This is a genomic window from Bacteroidota bacterium (assembly GCA_016722565.1).
Lineage (GTDB): Bacteria > Bacteroidota > Bacteroidia > 2-12-FULL-35-15 > 2-12-FULL-35-15 > 2-12-FULL-35-15.
On the sequence record JADKIU010000007.1, the window covers coordinates 556,451 to 568,816 of the forward strand.

The 12,366-nt window shown below is 37.7% G+C and carries 12 protein-coding genes; 6 read left to right on the forward strand and 6 right to left on the reverse strand.

Annotation, left to right across the window (positions count from 1 at the left end):
• Positions 1-85: 85 nt before the first annotated feature.
• From IPP64_17260 to IPP64_17270, 3 genes are all read left to right on the forward strand, one after another.
• Positions 86-757 (forward strand): hypothetical protein, encoded by a 672-nt coding sequence (locus tag IPP64_17260; GenBank protein MBL0331110.1) that lies wholly within the window; start codon positions 86-88, stop codon positions 755-757.
• 79 nt (positions 758-836) lie between these two features.
• The gene (locus tag IPP64_17265; protein ID MBL0331111.1) at positions 837-1,538 is read left to right on the forward strand and encodes an SGNH/GDSL hydrolase family protein; all 702 of its coding nucleotides are present in this window, start codon (positions 837-839) and stop codon (positions 1,536-1,538) included.
• Positions 1,539-1,680: 142 nt separating this feature from the next.
• The gene (locus IPP64_17270; GenBank protein ID MBL0331112.1) at positions 1,681-2,637 is read left to right on the forward strand and encodes a Fic family protein; all 957 of its coding nucleotides are present in this window, start codon (positions 1,681-1,683) and stop codon (positions 2,635-2,637) included.
• Positions 2,638-2,735: 98 nt separating this feature from the next.
• On the opposite strand, the gene IPP64_17275 is transcribed toward IPP64_17270, so the two are convergent.
• The 6 genes from IPP64_17275 to IPP64_17300 all read right to left on the reverse strand — a co-directional run bounded on the left by IPP64_17275 (position 2,736) and on the right by IPP64_17300 (position 7,384).
• Positions 2,736-3,242, reverse strand: a complete 507-nt coding sequence (locus tag IPP64_17275; GenBank protein ID MBL0331113.1) for an acyl-CoA thioesterase — start codon at positions 3,240-3,242, stop codon at positions 2,736-2,738.
• 86 nt (positions 3,243-3,328) lie between these two features.
• Entirely contained in the window at positions 3,329-3,919 is a 591-nt protein-coding gene (locus tag IPP64_17280) for a TetR/AcrR family transcriptional regulator (GenBank protein MBL0331114.1), read from the reverse strand.
• Between the two features lie 138 nt (positions 3,920-4,057).
• The gene (locus tag IPP64_17285) at positions 4,058-4,990 is read right to left on the reverse strand and encodes a cation diffusion facilitator family transporter (protein MBL0331115.1); all 933 of its coding nucleotides are present in this window, start codon (positions 4,988-4,990) and stop codon (positions 4,058-4,060) included.
• 188 nt (positions 4,991-5,178) lie between these two features.
• On the reverse strand, positions 5,179-5,424 hold the full coding sequence (locus IPP64_17290; GenBank protein ID MBL0331116.1) for a hypothetical protein: 246 nt from the start codon (positions 5,422-5,424) through the stop codon (positions 5,179-5,181).
• 211 nt (positions 5,425-5,635) lie between these two features.
• Positions 5,636-6,823 carry a glycine C-acetyltransferase gene (gene kbl / locus IPP64_17295; GenBank protein MBL0331117.1) on the reverse strand — a complete coding sequence of 396 codons (1,188 nt, stop codon included), beginning with the start codon at positions 6,821-6,823 and terminating at the stop codon, positions 5,636-5,638.
• A 45-nt stretch (positions 6,824-6,868) separates the two neighbouring features.
• Positions 6,869-7,384 (reverse strand): SRPBCC family protein, encoded by a 516-nt coding sequence (locus IPP64_17300; GenBank protein ID MBL0331118.1) that lies wholly within the window; start codon positions 7,382-7,384, stop codon positions 6,869-6,871.
• A 182-nt stretch (positions 7,385-7,566) separates the two neighbouring features.
• Between IPP64_17300 and IPP64_17305 the strand changes: the two genes are divergently transcribed.
• The 3 genes from IPP64_17305 to IPP64_17315 all read left to right on the forward strand — a co-directional run bounded on the left by IPP64_17305 (position 7,567) and on the right by IPP64_17315 (position 12,365).
• A complete protein-coding gene (locus IPP64_17305; GenBank protein ID MBL0331119.1) occupies positions 7,567-9,450 on the forward strand; it encodes a T9SS type A sorting domain-containing protein in 1,884 nt (627 codons plus the stop codon).
• Positions 9,451-9,600: 150 nt separating this feature from the next.
• Positions 9,601-10,773: a formate-dependent phosphoribosylglycinamide formyltransferase gene (purT, locus tag IPP64_17310; GenBank protein MBL0331120.1), complete on the forward strand. Its 1,173-nt coding sequence runs from the start codon at positions 9,601-9,603 to the stop codon at positions 10,771-10,773.
• A gap of 92 nt (positions 10,774-10,865) precedes the next feature.
• The gene (locus tag IPP64_17315; GenBank protein ID MBL0331121.1) at positions 10,866-12,365 is read left to right on the forward strand and encodes a peptide MFS transporter; all 1,500 of its coding nucleotides are present in this window, start codon (positions 10,866-10,868) and stop codon (positions 12,363-12,365) included.
• The last annotated feature ends 1 nt before the right edge of the window (position 12,366 follow it).

Below are 12,366 nucleotides of genomic sequence, written 5' to 3' on the forward strand. Positions count from 1 at the left end.
CAATGGCTATTACGACATTAAGAATCCGGTTTCTTTAGATTTAGACAAAGAAGAATCGCTGGAGGCTACCATCAATTTTAACGACTTGTTTTCTGACGAAAAGGTGGATGTGGTGTATACGGCCTTTGCACTAAACAATGACATTGAAATGCTAAAAAGCATTTCTAACAATCAATATGTGGTGAAAACATTCGACTACGATGGAAAGCGTTACAAGAAAAAAAATGCTGCCGAACTTGCTGAAAAACTGAAAGAAGAACTAAACAGCACCAATGAAAAAATTAAAAATAACGACATCGATATTTTCCGTTATTTTAATGGAATAGAAAACATACAAAACAAACCGAAAGAACTAAAACGTTTTTATCAGGAATTGTTTGAATTTGATAAACAGTTTGACAAAAAACAGGAGATTTATACCACACTCACAGGCGCATTGCAATTTGTAAGTGTGGTCACTCCTTTTGAAGAAATAAGAAAGAACTTTTCTCATTTAAAGCCGATTGAAGAAAATTTAAAACAGGAGATCAAGCAATTGTTAGCCGACCCAATTTTTACAACCGAAATCAATGAAGATATAAAAGAACAGCTTGAAAAGTATATCGGAAAAACACGAACCTATTTTAATGGAACCCATTATTTAGATGAGAACCTGAATATCCTCTATTCCGGATTGCACAGCTATGCGTACTTGTTATCTAGAAAATACTTTTTATTAAAAAAGGCATTGTTGAACTATCAAGCAGAACTGGTATAAGATTTCGCAGATTTACCACCAACTTCTTAACCTTGGTTATACAATTCATAAAATAAAAAATCAAGCAACACACGTTTCAATGAAAATCGTATTCGTAGGAGACAGCATCACAAATGGAAAATTAGGTGCAAGCTTTGTTGACCTGATTTCGAAAGACAATCGTTACCATATCACCAATCTTGGGCATGACGGTGATACCTGGAATTTAATTTTCAATCGATTGCATTCGCATTTAAAAGTAGATCAATCGATGGACTGCATTGTTCTCCAAGGAGGATATAACGATTTGCTCTTGCCTTTCTTTCAGGAAAGAGGCGGGCTCTTTCAGCGGGCATACGATCAACAACTAAAAAAAGGATGTGCTCCTGTTTCAACAGAAGAATTTACAAAAATGTTGGAATCACATATTCGCAAAATCAAGGAAGTGTATCACGGTCGACTTATCCTCCTAACAATTGGTTGTGTTGGAGAAAAATTAGATTCAGAATTAAATGCAAAAAGAAATCACTTTAACGAATTGTTGATTCAAGTTGCAGAAAAGGAAAAGCTAACCTTGGTAAATACCCAAATTCCGTTTGATGCATTTTTAAGTACGTCACAACAATCTTCCTATTGCTTGGATAATATCTGGGCGATAACCATCTGGGATCGTCTGTTTAAAAAGTGGGATGCCCTCAGCAAAAAAAGAGGATTGCATCTGACAATCGATGGTGTGCATCTGAATACCAAAGGCGCAGCAATTTTTGCAGAAAGCATTGCTCGTGAATTGCATTTAAAATAAACTGCTATCCAGCTAAACTTCCATTGCGAAAGTAGAAGGGACAGAGAACCGATGTCAGGGTTTGACCATCACAAAATGCCAACATATGCTTTGATTCTTATTAAAAATGTATTACTTTTGATAGTATCAAATGATAGTATCAATGAAACCGCCTTATGATATTACCCCAAACATTCTATCCACCATCAGTTCCATTTCTCAAAAGTTGGGAGAAGTGAATGCTAATTATTTGAGTAAACAATCGCCTCAACTCCGAAAGCAAAACAGAATAAAAACAATTCATTCGAGTCTACAAATTGAAGGGAATATCTTAACGGAAGAACAAATAACCACCTTAATCGAAAACAAAAGAGTAGTTGGTCCCAAAAAAGATGTGAAAGAAGTTCTAAATGCAATAAGGGTATATGAGAAATTGCCTACCTATAATTGTTTATCAGAAAAACATTTCTTAAAAGCCCATCAACAATTAATGAACGGATTGATTGATGATTGTGGCAAATACAGAAAAAAAGGAGTTGGAATTGTTAAGGGCACAAAAGTGGAACACATCGCACCTTCTCATAAAAACGTGCCTTACCTGATGAAAAATTTATTTGATTATTTAAACAAATCTTCCGATTTGATATTAATTAAAAGTTGCGTATTTCATTATGAAATGGAATTTATTCATCCTTTTCTGGATGGAAATGGTCGTATGGGTCGATTATGGCAAACATTAATTTTAATGTCAGAATATCCCATTTTTGAGCTCTTGCCTTTTGAAACCTTGATTAGCCAAACGCAAGCTGCATATTATAAATCACTTGCAATGAGTGATAAATCAGGAAAGTCAACCTTCTTTATTGAATACATGCTGAACGTAATTAATGCATCGCTTGATTCATTGCTGACCTATAATAATCGCATTTTAAAGGACATTGATCGACTCGAATATTTTATCAGTTTGGGAAAGAAAAACTTTACCAGAAAAGATTACATGAATGTATTTAAAGATCTTTCTTCTGCCACCGCCAGTAGAGACTTAAAAAAAGGAGTTGAATTGCGACTTTTTAAGAGTGTTGGTGATAAGAACAAAACAACTTACTCGATAAAGCAATGATTGTCAAATAGGTTTGCTGTTTTACATTTTACAAAACGAAATGAGCGTATCCGTTGATACGCTCATAAAAATTCAGTAAACAAAACAGTCCTCCTGTTTTACTTTTTCAGCTCCTTAAATTGCGATACCAAGGTTTTTACACGTTCCGAAAAAAGTTCTTGATGACTGATGTCCGCATTCACAAGATCGGTTGCCCAATCCAATAGGTCGTCCGGATGTTGTTCTCTTCTACCCGTTTTTAAATGAATCGGAACAAAGGTGGTGCGCAGAACTGCCTTTAATTGATTTTGATGTTCATTCATCATCAAAATTTCTACATGCAATACATCTTTGTCGGCATGCATCAATGTAGATTGCACAGTTACTTGTTCGTTGTAAATAGCAGGACGCAGGTACGCGATTTCGTGACTGCCAATCACCCAGCCGAAATCATTTTTATAGTACTTATTAAAATCAAACTGATGTTGCAGAATCAAATGATCTTCTCGTGCATTGATTAAATAATCGAGGTACCTCGAATTGTTGAGATGCCCGAACATGTCGCAATCCGAAAAACGGATTTTATAGACAGAGGTAGGCGTTTTGGTAGGTGCTAGCGTTGTCATTGTTTTCTTTTTTTTAAAGGTTCATATAAAAGCAAGATGATTTATAACTAATTATACCGTTCGGTATATTTATACTCAAAAAATTTTTAGCGTTTCAAATCCTCAATTAATTTTTCCAAAAAGTCCATGGTCGTATTTAGGTCTGTATGTTTTCCGGTCACTTTTGCTTGCATCACGGCCCCTTCGATGAGCGACATCAAGATGGCTGCAAATTCGGAAGCATTGGTAGTCGCTTTGATTTCTTTATTTTGTATTCCAACCGTAATGTGTTTTTCGACTGATGTTTTCCACAACTTTAATGCGTTCACCGCTTTCTCTTTCAACAACGGATGGGTATCGTCCGCTTCTGTAGAGGTATTAAGAACGGGACATCCTGCTTTCAGGAATGGTAGTTTTAAAAAGTTGCGATACGTTTCGGGGTACACCAACAATTTATCAATGGAGCTGGTACGTGCTTCAATGGCGTGTCGGAGATAGCTTACCACTTTGCCGAAATTATAATCAAATGCAGCTAATGCTACTTCATCTTTGTTCTCAAAATTCCCATAGATGCTGCCTTTCGTTAAGCCCGTTGCCACCATTAAATCGTTCATCGATGTGCCGGCATAGCCTTTTGCATTAAAAACAGGTGCTGTTTTTTCGATGATAAATTGTTTGGTACGTTCGGCTTTCGACATCGTTTAATTGAAATGAATGCACAAATATAAATAAAATACCAATCGGTATATTAATTTAATGTATTTATTTTTAATCGTGCACAAGGGCTAACTACTCCGGTGATTAAAAAAGAAAGGGTAAAAATGGTTTAAATTCGATTACGCAGAAACTTGTTTCCACTCTTGCATATCGGGTTCCACAAAAATCCATTTTACTTCGGGAGTGGCGGTACGTATTTCTTCTTCCAGCTTATTGATAAGTTTACTTACTTCCAAAGCTGAAATGGTGGAATCGCATTTAATCTTCATACACATCATCACTTCACCCGGTCCTTGCTGAATGGTAACACAACGCAAGAGTTCAACCACTTCTTTGTGACGGTCAATAATTTTGTTTAACTCTTCCATGATGGTTTCGTTGGCACTTTCACCAATCAACAACGATTTTACTTCCACCGATAAAAAGATCGCCACCAAAATTAAAATAACACCAATGGCGATGGAACCGTATGCATCGTAACGACCATCACCTGTGACATAGGAAAGCAACATAGCTACAATTGCAAACACCAAACCGAATACTGCTGCAGAGTTTTCGCCAAACACGACCACCAAATCACTGTCTTTTGTATCGCGTAAATATTTGAAGAAGCTGTGCTTTCCTTTTCGTGCATTAATTTCTTTTATATTAGAAAACATGGCATACGATTCCAAAATAATTGAAAACACTAATACGCCAATCCCCCAAGAGATGTGTTCAATTGGTTCAGGATGTTGCAGTTTATGAACTCCTTCATATATGGAAAACATTCCACCAATGGAGAACAACAACATGGCTACCATGAACGACCAGAAATACACGGCTCGTCCGTAACCCAGCGGATGTTTCTCATTCGCCTCTTTTTGTCCTTGACGCACACCAATTAATAACAAAATCTGATTCGCACAATCGGAAAAAGAGTGGATAGCTTCCGCTAACATGGCTCCGGAGCGCGTCATAAAAGCAGCAAATGCCTTCGACAAAGCAATAAGTAGATTAATGACTAAACTCTGAATAATGTGAGAGGAGCTGTTTTCTGAATTGTGCGACATAGTCTGTTCTGATTTTCACAAAAGTAGAACTATTTTTCGATTCCGAGATTTCGTAGGAAAACAATAAAGAAGAAGTTGAAAGGGAGTTGAGAGCGGAACATAAAAAAAACAGGATGAGCGCTCTCCTGCTCATCCCGTTGATTCTGTCTTTAGATTACTAGTGGTACTAATTTTAAGACAACTCTAAACTATTCTATATCACAATTGATGCTGTAATCTCCCCAAAAATCTGTTCCTGAAGAAACGTTTTCATTACATCTGTCTTCTGCACGCTTACGACTGTCGTTATACGTGTATACCGAATAATTCTGTGTAGAAGTTCCTGTTCCTGTTGTATAGGTTTTTGAACATCTGCAGGTATAATCCTTTTTACACGACACCATACTGGTTCCAACAAATAAGAATGCTCCTGCTATTAAAATTGATTTTTTCATTGCTTTGTTTTTAATTGTGTTAATTTATTACGACACAAAGGTGCGTTCAAACAAAGGGAAATGTATTACATCACTTTTAGAATAAGTTACATAATTCACGGATTGGGAATAGCGTGTGGTTTCATCGGTAGCTTGGTGCAGAATGTCAATCAATAAAAAAGCCCTCCGCACACAGCGAAAGGCTTTTACAATAATTTCGGAAGTGAAAATATTATTTGATGACTCCCAATTCTTTTCCAACTTTTTCAAACGCAGCCAATGCTTTGTCCAAATGTTCTTTTTCATGTGCAGCAGATAGTTGCACGCGGATACGTGCTTTGTCTTTCGGAACAACCGGATAAAAGAATCCAATCACATAAATACCTTCATCCAATAATTTTGCAGCAAACTGTTGTGCCAATTTTGCATCGTACAACATAACAGGAACAATTGCAGAATCACCTTCTTTAATTTCCAATCCAACTTTTTTAATTCCTTGTTTAAAGTAGTTAACGTTTGCTTCTAATTTATCACGAAGTGTGGTTGTTTCATTCAACATGTCCAATACCGCAATGGAAGCGCCAACAATGTGAGGCGCTAACGAGTTACTAAACAAATATGGACGAGAACGCTGGCGCAACATTTCAATTACTTCTTTTTTCCCGGACGTAAATCCGCCCATGGCTCCACCCAATGCTTTTCCCAATGTTCCGGTAACAATGTCGACACGGTCCATAACATTTTTTAATTCGATGGTTCCTCTTCCTGTTTTACCGATAAAGCCGCTTGCATGACTTTCATCCACCATCACCATCGCATTGTATTTATCTGCCAAGTCACAAATTTTATCCAAGGGAGCAACAAAGCCATCCATGGAGAAAACGCCATCGGTAACAATTAATCGGAAGCGATTTTTTTGAGCAGCTTTCAATTGTTCTTCCAAATCTGCCATGTCGCAATTTTTATAACGATAACGTTGTGCTTTACACAAACGCACACCATCAATAATAGAAGCGTGGTTCAATTCATCGGAGATAATTGCATCTTCTTCACCCATCAACGGTTCGAATACACCACCATTTGCATCAAAACAAGCAGCATATAAAATAGTATCCTCTTGTCCGACAAATTTTGAAAGCTTTTGTTCCAGTTCTTTGTGAATGTCTTGTGTTCCGCAAATGAAACGCACACTACTCATTCCATATCCATGACGGTCCAAGGTTTTATGTGCGGCTTCAATTACTTTCGGATGTGACGACAATCCGAGATAATTATTGGCACAAAAGATAATCACATCTTTCCCATTTACTTTTACAACCGCTCCTTGCTCCGAAGTGATAACGCGTTCGCGCTTAAATAAACCTGAATCTTCAATGTTTTTCAACTCGGTTTGAAGGTACTCTTGAAATTTTCCGTACATAGTATAAGATGTTTGATGGATGATGTGAAATGTAAGATGTAATATTTATTTTTCTAAATTCTTTTTAACGTTTGTTAGTCCTTGATTAAAATCCTTCATCAATGTTCCTTTCATGAATGCAGAAATCACATTGAATGGACGAGGAGAATCACCCGACATGCCCCAAACAATTTTTGTTTGATTCGCATCTACAGCTGTTGTAATAAAATAGCCGGTATTGGTTGCTTTAAACGGTTTTTCAAAACGCAGTTCTGTATCAATGCGTTCACCTTCCACAATTTTTTTTAATTCTTGTGCCCCTTTACCTGCTTTTTTTCCTTCCCAAGCGGAAATAAAACCAACAGTGCCATCCGTCCCTGTATATTCTTGTTTCATATCAGGAGAATTAAGATTCCAAACACTCCAATGATTTTGATTTTTTAAATGTTTTAAATAATCAAACACTTCCGCTTTGCTTTTATTGACTACAATTTCTGCTTCATAAGTAAACGCGGTGGGCATCACTAAAGCAATGATTAAAAAAGCAATAATGATACTTAAAAGAATATAGACTGCTATCATAATAACTGTTTTTTAAATGGTTTCAAAACAAAAATATATAAAATTTTGTTTCTTTAGATATAAGAAGTCGAAATACCTATAAACATACAATTTCGGCTATCTATATACTGTTTTGGTCGAATTTAATATTGGCAGTATAACCTTCATTGACTATCTTTAGTACCATATAACTACTCCGCTTTATGAATTCACGATTTTGTGTCCTGTTTTTTTGTGCTGTATTTTGTTCTTTAACGTTAACCTCACAAACCGGTCCTGCAGGTGTAGGTACAAGCACCAACAATGTATTGTGGTTAAAAGCCAATGCCGGAACATCTACCACTACGGATGGTGCAGCAATTAGTTCTTGGAATGATCAATCCGGAAACGGAATCAATGTCTCCCAATCAACAGCCGTTCAGCGTCCTTTATACGAAGCAACCTTGATGAATGGAATGCCTGCCATTGAATTTGACAACAGCAGTGTAGCCGGGCAAAATGATTATTTAACTGCTCCTGACAATGCCATCCTAGACAATACAGCCGGTTATACGTTTTTTACCGTAAGCCGGATAAAAGCATTTGATGGGAACGCCAAAAGCATCATTTCAAAAAGAACCACCATCGATGTGGATGAAGCATTTATGCTGTTCTATTATACCACCAATTATTTTTATGCTGATATCGATGGATTGGGCAATCGGTTCAGCACCACTCCAACTACATTTTCAGCAAACACCAACTACATCATTGATGTGGTTTATGATGGATCATTAGCCGCTGCCAACCGCTCAAAAATATACGAAGGAGAAAATTTACGCAAAACGGCAACCGAATCCAGCGCAACTATTGGAGATAAACCATCAGCACTAGTGATTGGCGCAACACATTCGGCCGACAACAGACCTTTTAATGGTTACATGTCGGAAATTATCATGTACCGCAACACCTTAAATGATGCACAGCGCATCATCGTCAACAATTATTTATCTGCCAAATACGATATTGCATTAAGTACAAATAATAAGTATGTAGGTGACGATGCAGCAAATGGAGATTTTGATCGAGAGGTAGCAGGTGTGGGACAAGAAAGTTCAGGAAACAACTCTTCCTTTGCGGCCTCTGCTGCTGCCGGATTCAGCATCACAGTCAATTCGGGTTTAGACAATGGAGACTATATTCTTGCCGGACATGCCTCCGTTGCGAATGCACAAATTACTTCCGATGTTGGCGGGATGACAGGAACATTGAATGCCCGCTGGCAACGCATTTGGTATGTTGATGTAACCAATACGTCCACAGCCATCAATACAAACATCGAGTTTGACATGAGTGATGGAGGTGTTGGAACCGTTGTACTTGGTGCCACTTCGGATTATGTTTTACTTTACAGAGCAGGATTAACGGGCAGCTGGACAGAATTGGCAACAGCGAACGCGACACCCGGTGATCGTGTAAAATTTAATGGAATCAATTTAACCACCGATGGCTATTATACTGTTGGAACACATGATTATCCGGTGAGTCCATTACCGATGCAACTGTTAAACTTCAATGCCATTATGAATTCCGGCAAGGTGGATATAACTTGGTCTACAGCCAGCGAAACCAACAATGATTTTTTTACCGTTGAAAAATCAAAAGATGGAATCACCTTTGAACCGGTGATAACTGTTGATGGAGCCGGTAACAGCACCTCCATCATCGATTATGCCGATGTGGATTATTCTCCGTATACAGGCATTTCTTATTATCGTTTAAAACAAACGGATTTTAATGGTTCGTTTACCTACTCCGCAATTGTTCCGGTGAACTATAGTGTTGGTGATGGTGGCATGACGCTCTTCCCAAATCCTGCAACTGCCAACGAAGGATTTAATCTCAACATCAGTGGATTGGAAAATCAGGAAGTGCTGGTGGTGGTAAGAGACATTGCAGGAAGAGAATCGTTTTCAAAAGTGATATTAGTTACCGAAAACAATCAGCTGGTCGCAATCGACTCAGAGCAAACACTTGCAGCAGGAACCTATATAGTTGTAGCATCTTCCAACAACAAAATATACAGTCAGAAATTAATCGTCAAATAAGTTTAATATCCTTTGTTTTAAAAGAGAGAAATTGTTCATTCTATTTCTCTCTTTTTTTGTTTTTATAATCCAGCTATTCAATTAACTTTGAACAGCAAAACAGATGTAGAACACCTGTAAACGGATTAATAATAAAATAGATTTATCAAAATGAGTAAGAAAATAATGCTCTTAGGTTCAGGCGAACTCGGAAAAGAAGTTGTCATCGCACTTAAACGATTGGGACAATATGTGATTGCTGTTGACTCTTATAATGATGCACCAGCACAGCAAGTAGCCGATGAACGCGAAGTGATTAACATGTTGGATGGTGCAGAACTCGACAGAATTGTTGCTAAACACCAACCGGATTTAATCGTTCCGGAAATTGAAGCCATCCGTACCGAACGTTTTTACGATTATGAAAAACAAGGCATCACTGTTGTTCCCAGCGCGAAAGCGGCCAACTTCACCATGAACAGAAAAGCCATTCGTGATTTGGCAGCAAAAGAATTAAAATTAAAAACGGCCAAATATGAATATGCAAACAGTTTCGAAGAATTGGTTGCGGCAGTGAAAACTGTTGGTATACCTTGCGTTGTTAAACCATTGATGAGTTCATCGGGAAAAGGACAAAGCGTTATTAAAACCGAAGCCGATATTCAAAAAGCTTGGGACTATGCACAAGCAGGCAAGCGTGGCGATTACAGCGAAGTGATTGCTGAAGCATTTGTAAAATTTAATTCTGAAATTACGTTGTTAACCGTCACACAAAAAAACGGAAAGACATTGTTCTGCCCACCTATCGGTCATCGCCAAGAACGAGGCGACTATCAAGAAAGTTGGCAGCCGGCTGAAATAAAAGCAGAGCATTTAAAAGAAGCACAGCATATGGCGGAACAAGTCACAAAAGCATTAACAGGTTCGGGATTGTGGGGCGTAGAATTTTTTCTGGCAGATGATGGTGTTTATTTCTCCGAATTATCTCCTCGTCCGCACGATACCGGAATGGTAACTTTAGCAGGAACTCAAAATTTTTCAGAATTTGAATTGCATGCTCGTGCGATTTTAGGATTACCCATTTCTGAAATTACATTAGAACGAGTTGGTGCAAGTGCAGTAATTTTGGCTGACAAAGAAGGAACCAATCCAACATTCACAGGATTAGATAAAGCCATGAATCATCCACAAAGTGATATTCGTATTTTTGGAAAACCAATTACTCGTCCGTACAGAAGAATGGCTGTTGCATTAACGTATGATAAAGTTGGAAGTGATGTAAACAAAGTAAAAGAGCGTGCAATGGAAATTGCGAAACAGGTTACGGTTTCACCTCGTGACTAGCGACCTCACCCCTAACCCCTCTCTAGATGGAGAGGGGAACAGATTCGTCTTTGTAAATTAAAAATACTATCTTTCATAAAAAATAATACACCATGGAAAAAGAATTGACATTAGAACAAATTCAGGATTTCAAAGGAAAATATCCGAAACAATTATGGTTTTTGTTTTTGGTAGAAATGTGGGAACGTTTTTGTTTCTATGGAATGCGTGGTGTTTTAACCATCTTTATGGCTGATCAGATTTTAGGATTATCCTTGTCGGATAAAGATGCCAACCTGAAATACGGAGCCATTCAAGCCTTTGTGTATGCTTTTACATTTGTGGGAGGTATTTTTGCAGATAAATTTTTAGGATTTAAAAAATCACTTTTATTTGGAGGATTGGTGATGATTGTCGGAAACATCATCATTGCCATTTCACCACAAGAATTTTTCTACCTCGGCATTACCCTTTCCATTATCGGAACCGGATTTTTTAAACCGAATATCTCTTCCATGGTAGGCGAATTGTATAAAGAAGGAGATCCAAGACGCGATGCCGGATTCGGATTGTTTTACTCGGGTATCAACATCGGAGCTTTATTAGGCGGTGCTGTTTGTGTGTATTTAGGAACCAGTAAAGATTATGGCTGGAGTTATGCTTTTCTTTCTGCTGCAGTAGTAATGGTACTCGGATTAGTAACATTTTTATTTACCAGAAAATGGCTGGGACCTATTGGAAATTCTCCGTTGTTAAGCTTACCTGCTAACAAACGTATTACAAAAGAGGTGATTGTATATGTTGGTGCTTTGTTAAGCATTCCATTAATCTTCATCATGATTAAGAACACCGATTATACGGATTATTTTATGTACTCCATCGGACCACTTGCTTTTTTATATTTCATTTATGAAACCATCAAAGAAGGAGATTTAAAAGCACAAAAGAAATTAATTGCAGCGTTCATCTTTATTCTCTTTTCCATCATCTTCTGGGCGTTCTTCGAGCAAAGCGGTGGTTCATTGGCGCTTTTCGCACAAGATAATTTACACCACAATTTATTATTTTTTGAAATCAATCCGAACATCGTCAACAACACTTCCAACTCATTATTTGTAATCATCTTCAGTCCGATACTCGGATTAATCTGGTTGGCCTTGGCGAAAAAGAAAATCGAACCGAATACAGTGATTAAATTCGGAATCGGATTTTTATTTTTAGCAGCCGCATTTTATATTTTCTATTACACGCGATTCTTTGCAGATGAAACCGGAAAAACATCCTTGAATGCATTTACCATTGCCTACCTGGTGATTACGTTTGGTGAGCTTGCGCTGTCACCGATCGGTTTATCCATCATGACAAAACTTTCACCAAAAAGATTATCAGGAATGATGATGGGCTTTTGGTTTTTAGCAAGTGCATACGGACAATATGCTGCAGGTTTATTGGGAGCAGGAATGTCGAGTCCGGATGAAAATGCAAGCTTAAACACGAAACTGGAATTGTATACCGATGGCTACCAACTATTAGCAATTTATGCGTTGATAGCCGGAATTATATTAATCGCGATTTCACCATTGATTCGTAAATTGATGCAAGAGGTAAAATAAT

Bases quoted from the DNA above. Each gene is read 5' to 3' on its own strand.
- IPP64_17265 (MBL0331111.1), top strand. From the start codon at position 837: ATGAAAATCGTATTCGTAGGAGACAGCATCACAAATGGAAAATTAGGT.
- IPP64_17270 (MBL0331112.1), top strand. From the start codon at position 1,681: ATGAAACCGCCTTATGATATTACCCCAAACATTCTATCCACCATCAGT.
- IPP64_17275 (MBL0331113.1), bottom strand. From the start codon at position 3,242: ATGACAACGCTAGCACCTACCAAAACGCCTACCTCTGTCTATAAAATC.
- IPP64_17280 (MBL0331114.1), bottom strand. From the start codon at position 3,919: ATGTCGAAAGCCGAACGTACCAAACAATTTATCATCGAAAAAACAGCA.
- IPP64_17285 (MBL0331115.1), bottom strand. From the start codon at position 4,990: ATGTCGCACAATTCAGAAAACAGCTCCTCTCACATTATTCAGAGTTTA.
- IPP64_17290 (MBL0331116.1), bottom strand. From the start codon at position 5,424: ATGAAAAAATCAATTTTAATAGCAGGAGCATTCTTATTTGTTGGAACC.
- kbl (MBL0331117.1), bottom strand. From the start codon at position 6,823: ATGTACGGAAAATTTCAAGAGTACCTTCAAACCGAGTTGAAAAACATT.
- IPP64_17300 (MBL0331118.1), bottom strand. From the start codon at position 7,384: ATGATAGCAGTCTATATTCTTTTAAGTATCATTATTGCTTTTTTAATC.
- IPP64_17305 (MBL0331119.1), top strand. From the start codon at position 7,567: ATGAATTCACGATTTTGTGTCCTGTTTTTTTGTGCTGTATTTTGTTCT.
- purT (MBL0331120.1), top strand. From the start codon at position 9,601: ATGAGTAAGAAAATAATGCTCTTAGGTTCAGGCGAACTCGGAAAAGAA.
- IPP64_17315 (MBL0331121.1), top strand. From the start codon at position 10,866: ATGGAAAAAGAATTGACATTAGAACAAATTCAGGATTTCAAAGGAAAA.